A 13,296-nucleotide genomic window follows, 5' to 3' on the forward strand; every position below is an offset into this window, starting at 1 on the left:
CGTCAGCACCGCGTTCAGCAGCAGCACACCCTGCTTCGCCCAATGCGACAAATTGCCGTGACTCGGCACCTCGCATCCGAGATCGCTCTGAAGCTCCTTGAAAATATTGCGGAGCGACGGGGGTTGGCGTACGCCGGGCAGGACCGAAAAGCTGAGCCCATGCGCTTGCCCCGCGCCGTGATACGGATCCTGACCGAGAATGACGACCTTGGCGTCCCGATACGCAGTCAGATGCAGCGCTTCGAAAATATGGTGCATGTCCGGATAAACGGTCCGTTCCCGGTATTCGGCGGCCAATTGCGTTCTAAGCGCCTTATAATAGGGCTTGTCCAGTTCGGGTTGAAGCAAGGGCTCCCAATCGTTCTTGAACACCGCTGGCATGAGGTATGCCTCCTGATTTATGATAGCTATGAAGCGATTCTATTATTATAGCAGAATCGATCTGTTCGCCCAAAAGGCAAAGGAGACGCGTCCATGACTTCGATCTATTGGTACGACAACGCATTCCTGCCCGAGGAGGAAGTGCGAATCTCGCCGCATGACCGCGGCTATAACTTCGGGGACGGCATCTACGAGGTGTTCCGCGTTTATGGCGGCAACCTCTTCGAAGCCGAGGCGCACTTCGAGCGGCTGCGGCTGAGCGCGGCGGGTCTGAAGCTCGCACTGCCATGGGGACTGGATGGCCTGCGCGCGGCCATGATCGAATTGGTAGAGCGAAACGAACTGAAAGAAGGCATCGTCTATTTGCAGATCACCCGCGGAACGGCGCCTCGCAACCATTTATTCCCCGCCGGCGCGGCGCCCGTGGCGCTCGCCTATACGCGCGAGGTCGCGCGTCCCGTCCAAGCGATGGAACAAGGCATCCCGGTCGTCACGCTGGAGGACATCCGCTGGCTGCACTGCAACTATAAGACGCTGAACCTGCTGGCCAACGTGCTCGCAAAGCAGGAAGCGGCGGATCGCGGCGCCGCCGATGCCGTTCTGCACCGCGGCGGGATCGTCACCGAGAGCAGCGCGTCGAACGTCATGATCGTCAAAGACGGCGTACTGCTCACGCATCCCCCCGACAATCTGATCCTGCACGGCATCACACGCGCCGTGACGCTTCGATTGGCACGAGTCGCGGAGATTCCCTCGGACGAGCGTCCCTTCACGCTGGACGAGCTGTATGCGGCCGACGAAGCATTCGTCACAGGGACGACCGTGGAGATTACGCCGATCGTCGCCGTCGACGGACGCAAGGTCGGTTCCGGCGAGCCAGGACCGATCACGCTACGGCTGCAGCGCGAGTTCGCCGCCGCCATCGGCCGTTAGCGAACAGGGAAACGGCTCCGGACGCGAATCAAGCGCCACCGGAGCCGTTTCCCTCATTTCTTTTTAATCCACCTCTATGCTGAATACGACATATCGATTCAGCTGCTTTTCTTCCTTCTCCGCTTTATCAACGACCCGGTAGGTTTCGGAGCCTTCCTCCTGAATGACGAAGTAAGACCGCTCATGATCCCTGTACAATTTTTTAGCCAGATCGATCGCATATTGCTTCATCACGCCGTTACACCCCATTCAATTATTCAAATTTAATTATTCAACGCCGCCTTGCCGATTTCCTTCTCGCTGCTCTATGTATGGACGACAGATCGCCGGCAAAGCAAAGCGCCGAATGCGGTAGTCGCATTCGGCGCTTTGCAGGTCACGCTATTTTACGATTGCTTGCATCCGTTCGCGCTTGCGATTAGGAGCGTCCGCCCTTGCGGCCCGCTTCTTCCCGGCTCATGCCGTCGCGGTCGCCGCTTTGGCCCCGGTTGTTGCTGCCGCCGCGCGCTTCGCCGCCCTTCTCGCCGATCTCTTGATAGAACTCCTTGTCATGCGTCCTTGCCGTCGCTTCTCCACCCATACGTCCTGCTTCCTCGCGGCTCATCTTGTTGTTGTCGTCGTTGCGTGCCATTCAGAATCACTCCTTTGGGTTTGTCGGGCTCGGACTTGCCTGCCCACGGTATATATACCCGGCGAAGAGATGTGTAAACGACAATTAGAGCTTTCTCACAAAACGATACGTTTGCAGTCGTTAAACATCGAGAGCGCAGACACTTGATTAAAACATAAATGACCCGCAAGAGGGTCACTTTTTTCAAAGTGTCCTTCTTGCGGGCCACAGTCCACCTTCGATTTGCAACGGCGTAGATTGACAATCCTTCTATCCGATAGAACTCCAGATCAGATAAATGGAATTGTACGTCGCTGAAGGGTTAATAACTGGCGCTTACGAACATCCTGTGGTCGAAACCCAAGGCGTTGACGTACTGCTGTAAGAGCCGGTACCTCTGACTTCGAAATAATAGGAGGTACATGGGCTGAGTCCAGATACCGGATAATTATTTGTATTGGCCACGGTTGCAATGTAAATGCCGTTCTGGTAAATCTGCACAGTGGTTTCCCCGGGCTGCATGGTCCAACTCAATACGATAATACTGCTCGTGACAATCGGCGTAAAAACTCCTGTCGCCGCATTGGCAGTCATAGCGGGAACGAGCGATATAATCATAAAGAAACCCATCAATACCTTAGTTAACCGTTTTTTCACAATAACACCTTCCTTTTCATCGTCTTGATACCTTTAATTCAAACTGTTGTTAGCCCCTCCTTTCATATACCTTTTAACCAGGTTATTACCATCATATTACCATTTCAAAAATCAGAGTACAACCTATTTTTGGGAATTCCTTGTTTGATGCAGAGCACTGCGGCGGCTTATCATAGGTCGTTAATAATCGACTCACCTGATGGTATGGACTAAATCTCCGTCTGGGTCGTGATGTTGCCGAAGAGATGGTAAGCGTGCAGCAAATTTGCTCAATAAACGAAAAAAGACTTCAGCCGCTTGAGCTGAAATCCCTTGATATTCTTGATGTTAGTGGTGCCGAGGACGGGGGTCGAACCCGTACGATGGTCACCCATCGCAGGATTTTAAGTCCTGTGCGTCTGCCAATTCCGCCACCCCGGCATGGATGGATGCGGGAGCTTGACCGTTCCTCGCTGTGGTGGGCCCTGAGGGACTCGAACCCCCGACCAATCGGTTATGAGCCGACAGCTCTAACCACTGAGCTAAGGGCCCTCGTCATGATCCTACGAGGAAGCTAAAATTGGTTGCGGGGGCAGGATTTGAACCTGCGGCCTTCGGGTTATGAGCCCGACGAGCTACCGGGCTGCTCCACCCCGCGTCGTTAATCGATCAAGTGTCCCTCAATGGCGACAAGAATTAATATACCGTATTGAGGGATATTCCGTCAAGGAAAAATCGTTATTCGTTTTTATTTTTTTCTAGATTTTCTTTTTGCTCCGACTCCGAAGCGGCGCCGGCTTCCTTCTCGGCCATCTCCGCCAACTTCTGCAGCAGAATATGCTGCGGCATATGCATCAGATGCTCGAGCGGCACCTTCAGATGCGCGGCCAGCTTCTGCGCCGTATCCGCGGACAGCGGCATTCTCCTCATCTGCTTCCCCTCCAATCACAAATACGAAGTCGCATAAGCAGCGGATGTCTGGCCGCTTATCTCCTCCGTCGACGATACCACAGCAAGAGGACCCGCCGCAACCATAGGCTGCTGCGGGTCCTTCTGAACGGTTTAAGGCATGTACCGAACGCCGAATTTTCCTTTTCTGGAACGGTACACTTCGACTTCCCGCGGCATTTCGACGCCGAACAGCCAGCCGTCGTTTTCGATGCGGCGCACAAGGCAGCCGGCTTGGAATTTGCTGTCGTAGAGCCGCGACCAATACACCCATTTCATGCCTGATCCGTCCCTCCGGATTGTGGTCGTTATGGGTATAGGATGCTCGTTCCAAAGCCGAATTAACCCCGTCGTGCGGCTAATTCACTATGACTTCCCCGGCAGCAGCCCTCAGCATGTTTTTCATGCCCGACTGCGCGGCATCCCTGTATTCCTGCAGCTCGGCAGATAGATCGCCCTTCGGATTTTGCTTGATCTTCTGGAGCAGCTCGTTGCCTTTTCGATCCCATTCGGCAAGCGCCTCGTCGATCGTCTTCTTGCCGTCCGCCGCCTCTTGAAACAAGTAGCCGCCGAGCTCCGAGATCAGATTCAGGTTCGGGCGCTCCAGATACAGCTTTTGATCGGCTTCGCTCTGCTCGCCGCTGTACGGCTTCACGTTCGTGAACGCTTCAATATGATAGTTCGCTCCGTCCTTTGGCTTGATGAACTTCTGCCGGACGCTGAGCTCGCCCTGGCTCCGCGCCTTGAACTTCGCCACGTCTTCGCTGTTCAGATGCTTGATAAACGCCCACGCATCGTCCGGGTTCGCGCTTTTTGCGTTTATCGATGCAAGATTGGTCAGGTACACCCCGTTGGCGTCTCCGCCCTCGGCCCGCGGTACCGTTACAACGTCCCAATCAAGGGCTTTGGCGTCTTTCATTTTGCTCACGTTGTTGTTGTAGCTGATTAGATCGTTGACCATATAATAGCTGCCTACCACCATTGCGATTTTACCGTTCATAAAGCCGTTGCCTTGATAAGGATTGTAGGCGAAGCTTCCGTCGCTGGACGCCATCGAGGCGGTTGACTGCATGTCCTCCTGATGCGGAATGACCTTGTCTTTGTAAAGCTGAATCGGCTTGGCCCACGCATCCGCCCATGCCTTCGTGTGAACGGTCATTTTCTCGCCCGCCGCATCGAAAATGCGCAACTTCGACGGGCCTCCGTAAGCGTTTTGCGCGTCGTAGAAGCTAACACCGCCTCCATAATTGTTGAAGGCAAACCCGTATACGGCGTCCTTATCCTTGCCGCTCTTCAGGGACTGCGCAAGCGCGAACAGCTCGTTCCAGGTCATGCCGTCGGTAGGAGGCGCGATCTTGGCATCGGCAAACAATTTTTTGTTATAAAACAATGCGCTGCTTGAAAAGGTAGGCGAGAGCCCGTAAATCTGTCCGTCGCCCTGCGCTTTGAGCGTATCGATGACGGCCGGCAAAAAGTCGTCGAGATTCAACTTATCCCGCTTGATGTAGTCGTCGAGCGGCTTGAGCAGATTTTCCGACGCCAGCTTTTTCATCGAGACGATATCGGTCATGACGACGTCCGGGGGATTGTCTCCCTCCATTAGTTCTCTTATTTTCGCTTGCGGGTCGACGTTCTGATTTTTGCGCTCTTCCTCCGTCGCGAACCGCATATCGTTATAGTCGATTCCGTATACGAACTCGACGTCGATATTCCCATTGTCCACCTCAAACATGTCGGTCATCTGCTGCCGGACATACGACTCGTTATCCTTGCTCCCGTACACCATGCCGATCCTAAGCGTTCTGCGCTCCTTGTCGCTGCTCTCCGGTCCATCCGTGCAAGCGCCGAGCGCAGGTACGGCTATAAGCAGCGATGCCATCGCAAAGCTCCAGCTTTTGTTTAATTTCTTCATCCTAGAAAAGTCCCCCTTCAGCTTCCTCAATCGGAAATATATTCCGTTCCCCGGCGAAAAAATGCGCGACCAGCCCATCGGTGACTGATCGCGCAAAGTGAGTCGTTCATGGTGAAATGCGAAAGTCTCGGCATTAAAGAAATTTAAAAGTTCAATCGATTCAGCCCAGCGGTCTTGCGATACCGCCGCCCCCGTAAACGTCCCCGCCGATGCCCGGATCGAACTGTCCCTTCGGATTCAGCTTGATCTTCTGCAGCAGGTCGTTGCCTTTTTCTTCGTATTCCTTGAGCGCCTCCTTGACGGAGAGCTTGCCGCTCAGCACCTGCTGGAATTCGGTGCTTCCGAGCTGGTTGATATAGTTCAGGTTCGGACGCTCCTGGAGCAGCTTGGCGTCCGCGATGGATTGCTGAGGCGCAGGCTTCAGCTGCGTGAACGCGTCGATGTTGTAGCTCATGCCGTCGCGCGGCTTGATGAACGACTTGCGCGCCGTCATTTCGTAGCTGCTGCGGGACTTCAGCTTCGCCCATTCCTCGCCGTTCATGAACTTGACGAACTCCCAGGCGTCGTCCGGATTGGCGGCCTTCGCATTGATGCTCGTCAGCGCGCTGAGCGAGATGTTCGTACCGATGCCGGGCGCTTCGTTGATGAATTGAGGCACCGTAACGACATCCCAGTCGAGCTTCGTCATTTTCAGCTTTTCATAGTTTTTGTTGTACGTCTCGAGATCGTTCAGCATGTAGTATTGTCCCAGCACCATCGCCATCTTGCCGGAGAAAAAGAGCTGGTTCTGGTACGGATTGTAAACCTGCCCGCCATCGCCGCCCACGGCGACATCTTTATTTTGCGCTTCGTAAATCTTCTGCATGTCCTCTTGCGTCGGCACGACGTGCTTTTTGTACAGGTCGGCGATCGTCGTCCATACTTTTTCCCACTGCGGCGTATTGACGAGCATTTTTTCGCCCTTTTCGTCGTATACGCGCAGACCCAGCGGCGCCGCATACTGCGCCATGTCGGAGTAACCGTCGCTCGCCCCCCATTGGTTGAAGGAGAAGCCGAACGTCGCGTCCTTGCCGCCCTTGCCGTCGCCGAAGCGCTTCGCCAGGGCGATCACTTCGTCCCAGCTCATGCCGTCGCGCGGCGGTTCGATGTTGTTTTTCTGGAACAGCGTCTTGTTGTAGAACAGCGCGGAAGGCACGAAGGTCGGCGTCAGGGCGAACAGCTGATTGTCGCCGACCTCCTTGATTCCGTCGATGACGGAAGGCACGTAGTCGCTCAGGTCGATCTTGTCTTCCTTGATGAGCGGATCGAGCGGCTTCAGCATATTTTCCTGGACGAGCTGACTCAGCATCGCCGTGGAATCGACGATCATGATGTCGACCGGGTTGGCGCCCGTCATAATTTCCTTCACCTTGGCGAGCTGATCGACGTTCTGCTGCTTGTCGGGCGTCTCGAACTGCTGCTCCGACCAGTCGATCGCGGGAATAAGCTCGATATCGATGTTTTTATGCGTATATTCGAAAAGGTCGGTGTACTGCTGGCGATAATACGATTCGTCCTGCGAGCTGCCGTACATCATCCCGATGCGCAGCGTGCGGCGGTTGTTCGGATCTTCCTCGTTTTTGTCGTTGCACGCCGCCAGCAGCGGCACGAGCAGGCTCAGCGTCAGGCCGCCGGCCACGACGCGTCTTACGGTTTTTTTTCTTTGGTCCATCATGCGGATTCCCCCTCGTTTGATTTGGGTCCGCGGATGACGATCTTGTCTCCGTCGAACTCCATCGTTGCCTTGTCTCCGATCTCAAGCTGCTTCAAATATTCCTTGGGCACCTGCAGCCGTCCGACGCGGTCGACGACGACGAACGCTTCGTGCACGTCGTCGTTCACCCCCACGCCGCTGAGCGGCGGCGCGCCGTCCAGGTTCGGATTGCGCTTGATGAACTCGGTGCTCGTCAATCCGTCGCGAATCGCGACGACGCGGTCGACCTTGCCGGCGAGCGACAGGTCGTGCGTGACGATGACGATCGTCAGACCCATCTCGCGGTTGAACTTGCGGAAGATGTCCATAATAATGTCCGACGTCCGCGAGTCTACCGAGCCGGTCGGCTCGTCGGCCAGCAGCATCTTCGGGCGGTTGGACAGCGAGATCGCGATCGCGACCCGCTGCTGCTCCCCGCCCGAGAGCTGCGTCAGCTTGTTGTGCATCCGGTCCTTGAGCCCGACCCACTCCAGCAGCTGCTTGGCGTAAGCCCGGTCCACCTTGCCGTTGAACATCATCGGCATCTCGACATTTTCGAGCGCCGACAAATAGGGCAGCAGGTTGCGCGCATTGTTCTGCCAGATGAAGCCGACCGTCTCGCGCTTGTACTTCACCAGGTCATTGTCGGATACCTTGAGCAGGTCCCAAGGTCCGACCCGCACCTGTCCCGCGGACGGCCGGTCCAGGCCGCCAAGGATGTTGAGCAGCGTCGACTTGCCGCTGCCGCTGTTGCCGATGATCGCCATCATCTCGCCGTCCTTGACGGACAGGTTGAGCCCCTGCAGGGCGACGACCTCCAGATCGTCGGTCTTGTAAATCTTCACGAGTCCTTCGCAATCGATCATGGATTAGCGCTCCTCTCCCAGCTTGACGGCCTGATGGACGCGCAAGCGGCGGATATGGGTGACCAGCATCAGAATGCCGATCAGCATCATGAAGCCGACGACGATATACAGGCGGTAAGTGTCCGTCTGCTCGAAAATGACGCGGAACGGCGGCACCTGACCTGCCGAATTGTCCGTTGTCTGCAGGAACGGCAGGAACAGCAGGCTCGCGAGCTTGCCGATGCCGATGCCCAGCCCGATCGACAGCCCGGCCGTGAACACCTGCTCGAGCAGCAGCATGCCGGTCAGCTGGCGCCTGGACAATCCCATCGCGCGCAGAATGCCGATCTGCACGATCCGTCCCGACAGGTTAAAAAACCAATACAGGATGTAACCGGACAACGTGACGATGATCGTGACCATGAACCCGAGGCTCAGGATGCCGAACACGCCGCCGCGTGCCGGATGCTTGGCCTGCGTGACCAGGTCGCTGCGTGCGTCGGAGATCGATGCGATCTCGACGCCCTTCTTCTGCAGCGCCGGGATAAGCGGCGCCGTCTTGGCGTCGGGCTCCATCTTGAGCCAGACGTCGTAAGGCATGAGCGGCATGTTGTCGTACAGATAATCCAGATTGGCGACCAGGAACGGAGATTCGTCCGGGTACTGCGCCGGCCAGTAGGGCAGCGACGCCGCGATGATGAACGGAATCTTCTGGTCCTGCACAATCGCGTCGATCTGGTCGCCGGGCTTCAGATTGTACTTTTTAGCCAGATTGCTGGAGACGAGCGCGTAGCCCGCCGACCTGCCCATGACGGCCAAATACTTGTAGAAGCCCGCCGGGTACAGGTCTTTGCGGAACCAGGCCACCCGGGCAAAGTCGACGTTGTCGATGCCGACGAGCGTGGCCTGGCCCGCGGTCCGGTCGGCGACCGTGAGGCTCGCCTTCGCCTGCAGCACGCGGGCCGCATGCACGACGCCCGGCAGCTCCCGGAACGTCTCGAACGGCGGCTCGTTGTAGTTGATCTTGGTCGGCAGCGGGCGCGATTGCCCTCCGCCACCGCCGCCACCTCCTCCTCCGGAGCCACCGCCGCCAGATCCGCCCCCGGTGCCACCGCCTCCTCCGCCGCCCGATCCTCCGCCGGACGGCTGCGACACTTCGGCGTTGCCTTCCCAGGCAGCCGAGATAACGACGTCAGCGCCGTGCTGGTACAGAATGCGCTCTTCCGAGTTGAGCCCGATCGTGCGGGCCGCGGATGCATTGTACACGCCAAGTCCGAGCGTCAGGATGAGTAGGATCATGAGCGGGTAATACGACTTGGCGGACCGCGACAGCTGCGTCAGCGTCAAGTAGAGCGGCACGGGCAGAAACGAGCGGCCCAGCCAGCCGAACAGCGCCAGCAGCAGCGGGAACAGCCGCAGGAACACAAGTCCCGCCGCGAAAATGCTGATCGCCGGCACGAAGAACAGGAACGGCTGAACGTTCAGCTGGTCGGTCGTCATGCCCGTCTTGAACGAGATCATCTGCCGTTCGTTGAACAGGTACCAGCCGTATGCCGCCACGCCGACGAGCACGACGTCGAGGAACCAGCGCTGCCAGAAGGGCCTGCGGTCGCCGCGCGCCATCTTGCGCTTGTAGTCGACGATCGACGTGCGGGTGAAGACAAGCGCCGGGATGACGGCCGCGCCGATCGCGACGACGACGGCCGCCGCGCCCGCGAGCACGCTGTCCATCGAGAAGCCGACCGGAATCGACTTACGGTTGACGAACTCGAGGAACCCGCTCGCCGAGCCGATGCTTTTCGCCATATACCAGCCGATGAACGGCCCCGCGACGAGCGCGACGATGCCGAGCAGGATGCCCTCGAACAGGAACAGCAGGAAAATCTGCCGCGTTCCCGCCCCCCGGCTTCGCAGCACCGCGATGTCGGAGCGCTGCTTTTCAAGCGACTGCTGGGCGTTCATTGTGATGAAATAGAACACCATCGCGATCATTGGCGCCGCAAGCGTGAACAGCATCGTCTGAAGCTGCACGCTCTGCTTGCGGAATTCGCTCAGCATGTCGGCGAAGGAGATGACGACCTGCGTATCCTTGAGCAGCTGATTCGCTTCGATGTCCGCCCGCGACAACGTATGCGCAAGCGGCGTAAGCTGGCTCGTCTGGATGTTCCGCAGGTCGTAAGCCGAGTACCATGCCGCGATCTGCAGCGGGATCTTCTGCTTCGCCATGAGATCCTCAAGCATGGCCGGCTCCGCGATGAACAGCGTGCCGAGCAGCGTATCGAGCCCCTGGTACCAGTACGCGGCCGAATCCGCCTTCGGCTTGAAGCTGCCGACGATCTCGACCCGCAGCGTCAGATTCAAGCCGCCATAGACCGGGTAAAGGAGCACGTCGCCGACATGCAGATCGAGGCGAAGCATCGCCTCTTCCATGATGACTGCTTGGAGCGTGCCGTCCGAACCCGCGCGGTCCGCGAACCATTTGCCGCCGGCCATCTCGACCTGCTCCTTCAGGCCGCCGAAGGACGAGATCGTCATCTTGCGCGTGCGGCTCGCGTCGACCTTGCTCGGATCCTCGGGCTGCACCTCGGCCGACTTGATCGTCAGACTCCGCTGGTCGACTTCCTTGGGGAAGCCGACGCGTGCAGGCACGTCTTCCTTAATATAGCGGTCGACCGCGGTAAAGTTCGCCGGGTCGGTCTTGCCGTCGCTCGACTGGTAGCGGAAGAGCAGCGAGCCTGCCGGCAGCCCCTGGCTGTTCTCCTTCAGCGAGCTCGCGACGACGCGCTTGAGGGCGCCGTCCGCGTACATCGGGATGCTCGTCGTGAAGGCGACGGCCACGAGCAGACCCGCCAGCGTGCTGAGCGTGAGCCAGCGGGTGTTCCACATTTTGCGAAATAAAAATCGGATGAGCGCCATAGCTTAAGAGCCTACGACTTTCTGTCCCGGCGTCAGACCTGACAGCACTTCGATGTCGGTCGCCGTCTGCTGGCCGACCTCGATGTCGACCTCGCGCTTGCTGCCGTCCGCTTCGGCGACCTGCACGTACGTCCGCGCGCCGGCCGTGCGAAGCGTCGAGCGCGGGATGACGACCGCGTCCACCTTGCGGTCGACGACGACGGAGAAGCTGAGCGGCGTGCCGCGCGCGGCACCGGCCGGCAGCTTCGCCACCGAGATCAGCAGGTAATCGCTGAGGTTCGTGACCTTCGGCCCCGGAGCGCCTCCGGCTCCTCCGTTGCCGTTGTCCGCCTTCGGCACCGGCAGCGACTTGATCTTGCCTTTGACGGCGCCGGCGCTGTTGATGTCGACCGTCGCTTCCATGCCGACCGCGACCTGCTGCAGGTCGTCGGAAGACATCTCGCCCGCCACGATCAGGCTGCTCGGATCGGCGAGCACGCACAGCGGATCGTACACCTTGATCGCCGCGCCCTCCTGGACGCTGACCGATACGACCGTACCGGAGAACGGCGCCGTCAGCACCGCGCTCGCGATGTCGGCCTCCAGGTCGCTGATCTTCTGGCGCGCTTCTTCGAACGCGATCTGCTTCTGTTCGAAGTCGATCGGGTCCATTTCGTCCTTGTCCCGCAGCGTCTGCTTCATTTGAAGCTCCTGCTGACGGAACTGAAGACGCTGGTCGCGCAGCTGCTTTTTCATATCCTCGACGTCGAGCTCCGCAACGGTCTGCCCGGCCTTCACGACGTCTCCGGGCTGTATGTACAGCTTTTTAAGACGCATGCCCTCCATCGCCTTGGCGGAGTAGTACAGCGTCTTCTCTTGGGTCGACAAAATTTTGCCCGAACCGGACACCGTCGTCTCGAGCGTCTTGGTCGTCACATCGTATTCGGGCTTCTTGGAAATCTCGGGCAGGTGGATCTGCGACAGGTCCTCCTCCTCCGGTTCGTCCGGCAGCAGCGAGCAGCCGGCTACGGCCGTGGACAGGGCGACAGCAGCCAGCAGGCCCGCTGCCCGGCGCATGCCGCTTTTCTTTTTATCCTGCGACGAAGACGCCGTCCACCATTTCATAGACATGGTCTGCAACCTCCATAATCGTGGTATCGTGCGTGGTCATGCAGATCGTGACGTTCTCCGTGCGGACGATCTCCCGGAATACCGCCATGACCTGCGCCGCCATTTGCGAATCGAGCTCCGCGGTCGGCTCGTCGGCCAGCAGCAAGCTTGGCCGATGCGCGATCGCCTTGGCGATGGCGACGCGCTGCTGCTCGCCCCCGGACATCTCGAACGGCCGGTGATGCATCCGCTTCGCAAGTCCGACAAGCTCGAGACAGGCGGTTACGCGGGACTTCCATTCGCTGCGCGGCTTCTTGGCCATTCGCAGGGACAGCTCGACGTTCTCGTAGGCGGATAACAAGGGCATGAGGGCGTAGGCTTGGAAAATAAAGCCGATATCCTTGCGGCGGACCTCCGTCCGCTTGTCGTCGTTCCATTGGTGAAACGGCTTGCCTTGAAAAAAAATCTCTCCCTCTGTCGGCCTGTCGAGGCCCCCCATCAAATTCATCAGCGTCGTCTTCCCGGAGCCGGATCGGCCCTTCAGCATGATCAGCTGGTTCGGCTCGAGGGTCAGGTTAATGCCCTTCAGCACGCGCAGCTTCTGTCCGCCGACGTCGAAGGACCGCTCCACGCCTCTGACGCTTAGCAGCGGCTGCCGCTCGGGAACATCCATTGCCTTTCCTCCCTCGGTCTTCCATATTACAGTTCAACATTATAACGAGACGTTTCGCGAAAAAGTTACGTCTTTAGATTAAATTTATGAGAAATCTGAAAAAAAGCTGAAAGTTTTTTTGTCGAGGCGTTTCCGCCCGCGCTCTTCGGTTTTTTTGTCCAAAGGCTTTATAAGGAAGGGTATAATTGTGTATCATGAAGAAATAACCTCGCAGCATAGAAAGGTCGGGTCGCCGTGGACAAAGCCGCCGATAATAAAACTTCATCCTCCAACTTCATTAAGAACATCGTCATCGACGATCTGGCAGCGGGCCGTGTCAAGGAAGTCGTCACCCGCTTCCCGCCGGAGCCGAACGGGTATTCGCACATCGGCCATGCGAAGCCGATCTGCCTGATCATCGAGCTCGCCGACGAATTCAAGGGTCGCACGAACCTGCGGTTCGACGACACGAATCCGGTCAAGGAAGCCGTCGAATACGTCGAATCGATCAAGCAGGACGTCAAATGGCTCGGCTCTGACTGGGTCGGGCTGTTCTTCGCATCGGACTAGCTGGGGGAAATGTAGGAGCTCGCGCTCCTGCTCAGCTGCAAAGGTCTGGGCTATGTGGACGACCAGTCTGCC

General features: G+C 58.0%; 13 protein-coding genes, 3 tRNA genes and 1 pseudogene. 2 read left to right on the forward strand and 15 right to left on the reverse strand.

What is annotated here, in order from left to right:
- The coding region (locus KVT38_RS31790; RefSeq protein WP_217597775.1) for a uracil-DNA glycosylase at positions 1-381 on the reverse strand (381 nt) is incomplete at its 3' end.
- A gap of 93 nt (positions 382-474) precedes the next feature.
- Here KVT38_RS31790 and dat point away from each other — a divergent pair.
- On the forward strand, positions 475-1,314 hold the full coding sequence (gene dat / locus KVT38_RS31795) for a D-amino-acid transaminase (RefSeq protein ID WP_217597776.1): 840 nt from the start codon (positions 475-477) through the stop codon (positions 1,312-1,314).
- A gap of 63 nt (positions 1,315-1,377) precedes the next feature.
- Here the strand turns inward: dat and KVT38_RS31800 are convergent, their stop codons facing one another.
- The 14 genes from KVT38_RS31800 to KVT38_RS31865 form a co-directional block, all read right to left on the reverse strand.
- Positions 1,378-1,548 (reverse strand): hypothetical protein, encoded by a 171-nt coding sequence (locus tag KVT38_RS31800; RefSeq protein WP_217597777.1) that lies wholly within the window; start codon positions 1,546-1,548, stop codon positions 1,378-1,380.
- A 184-nt stretch (positions 1,549-1,732) separates the two neighbouring features.
- Positions 1,733-1,945: a KGG domain-containing protein gene (locus KVT38_RS31805; protein WP_217597778.1), complete on the reverse strand. Its 213-nt coding sequence runs from the start codon at positions 1,943-1,945 to the stop codon at positions 1,733-1,735.
- A 315-nt stretch (positions 1,946-2,260) separates the two neighbouring features.
- Entirely contained in the window at positions 2,261-2,581 is a 321-nt protein-coding gene (locus KVT38_RS31810) for a hypothetical protein (protein ID WP_217597779.1), read from the reverse strand.
- A gap of 331 nt (positions 2,582-2,912) precedes the next feature.
- Positions 2,913-3,001, reverse strand: a tRNA-Leu gene (locus tag KVT38_RS31815).
- Positions 3,002-3,036: 35 nt separating this feature from the next.
- Positions 3,037-3,112, reverse strand: a tRNA-Ile gene (locus KVT38_RS31820).
- Positions 3,113-3,141: 29 nt separating this feature from the next.
- Positions 3,142-3,218, reverse strand: a tRNA-Met gene (locus tag KVT38_RS31825).
- A gap of 80 nt (positions 3,219-3,298) precedes the next feature.
- Complete coding sequence (locus KVT38_RS31830; RefSeq protein WP_217597780.1) at positions 3,299-3,490, reverse strand: YycC family protein; 192 nt, start codon at positions 3,488-3,490, stop codon at positions 3,299-3,301.
- A gap of 132 nt (positions 3,491-3,622) precedes the next feature.
- Positions 3,623-3,787, reverse strand: a complete 165-nt coding sequence (locus KVT38_RS31835) for a hypothetical protein (protein ID WP_177244241.1) — start codon at positions 3,785-3,787, stop codon at positions 3,623-3,625.
- A 79-nt stretch (positions 3,788-3,866) separates the two neighbouring features.
- Positions 3,867-5,420: an ABC transporter substrate-binding protein gene (locus KVT38_RS31840; protein ID WP_217597781.1), complete on the reverse strand. Its 1,554-nt coding sequence runs from the start codon at positions 5,418-5,420 to the stop codon at positions 3,867-3,869.
- Positions 5,421-5,580: 160 nt separating this feature from the next.
- The gene (locus KVT38_RS31845; protein ID WP_254639709.1) at positions 5,581-7,134 is read right to left on the reverse strand and encodes an ABC transporter substrate-binding protein; all 1,554 of its coding nucleotides are present in this window, start codon (positions 7,132-7,134) and stop codon (positions 5,581-5,583) included.
- Positions 7,131-8,018 (reverse strand): ABC transporter ATP-binding protein, encoded by an 888-nt coding sequence (locus tag KVT38_RS31850; protein WP_217597782.1) that lies wholly within the window; start codon positions 8,016-8,018, stop codon positions 7,131-7,133. Before KVT38_RS31850 ends, KVT38_RS31845 begins: the two co-directional genes overlap by 4 nt.
- Positions 8,019-8,021: 3 nt before the next feature.
- Positions 8,022-10,913, reverse strand: a complete 2,892-nt coding sequence (locus KVT38_RS31855; RefSeq protein ID WP_217597783.1) for an ABC transporter permease — start codon at positions 10,911-10,913, stop codon at positions 8,022-8,024.
- Positions 10,914-10,916: 3 nt separating this feature from the next.
- Positions 10,917-12,023 carry an efflux RND transporter periplasmic adaptor subunit gene (locus KVT38_RS31860; protein ID WP_217597784.1) on the reverse strand — a complete coding sequence of 369 codons (1,107 nt, stop codon included), beginning with the start codon at positions 12,021-12,023 and terminating at the stop codon, positions 10,917-10,919.
- Positions 11,983-12,675, reverse strand: coding sequence for an ABC transporter ATP-binding protein (locus KVT38_RS31865; protein ID WP_217597785.1), 693 nt, complete (start codon positions 12,673-12,675; stop codon positions 11,983-11,985). The genes KVT38_RS31860 and KVT38_RS31865 overlap by 41 nt, the downstream gene beginning before the upstream one ends.
- A 234-nt stretch (positions 12,676-12,909) precedes the next feature.
- Here KVT38_RS31865 and KVT38_RS31870 point away from each other — a divergent pair.
- Positions 12,910-13,236, forward strand: a pseudogene (locus KVT38_RS31870) (glutamate--tRNA ligase family protein); the annotation flags it as partial.
- Positions 13,237-13,296 lie beyond the last annotated feature (60 nt).

The sequence above is a fragment of the Cohnella sp. GbtcB17 genome, from assembly GCF_019091135.1.
Classification (GTDB): Bacteria; Bacillota; Bacilli; order Paenibacillales; family Paenibacillaceae; genus Cohnella.

Coding starts and splice junctions, on each gene's coding strand:
- dat (WP_217597776.1), top strand. CDS start 475: ATGACTTCGATCTATTGGTACGACAACGCATTCCTGCCCGAGGAGGAA.
- KVT38_RS31805 (WP_217597778.1), bottom strand. CDS start 1,945: ATGGCACGCAACGACGACAACAACAAGATGAGCCGCGAGGAAGCAGGA.
- KVT38_RS31830 (WP_217597780.1), bottom strand. CDS start 3,490: ATGAGGAGAATGCCGCTGTCCGCGGATACGGCGCAGAAGCTGGCCGCG.
- KVT38_RS31835 (WP_177244241.1), bottom strand. CDS start 3,787: ATGAAATGGGTGTATTGGTCGCGGCTCTACGACAGCAAATTCCAAGCC.
- KVT38_RS31840 (WP_217597781.1), bottom strand. CDS start 5,420: ATGAAGAAATTAAACAAAAGCTGGAGCTTTGCGATGGCATCGCTGCTT.
- KVT38_RS31845 (WP_254639709.1), bottom strand. CDS start 7,134: ATGATGGACCAAAGAAAAAAAACCGTAAGACGCGTCGTGGCCGGCGGC.
- KVT38_RS31850 (WP_217597782.1), bottom strand. CDS start 8,018: ATGATCGATTGCGAAGGACTCGTGAAGATTTACAAGACCGACGATCTG.
- KVT38_RS31855 (WP_217597783.1), bottom strand. CDS start 10,913: ATGGCGCTCATCCGATTTTTATTTCGCAAAATGTGGAACACCCGCTGG.
- KVT38_RS31860 (WP_217597784.1), bottom strand. CDS start 12,023: ATGTCTATGAAATGGTGGACGGCGTCTTCGTCGCAGGATAAAAAGAAA.
- KVT38_RS31865 (WP_217597785.1), bottom strand. CDS start 12,675: ATGGATGTTCCCGAGCGGCAGCCGCTGCTAAGCGTCAGAGGCGTGGAG.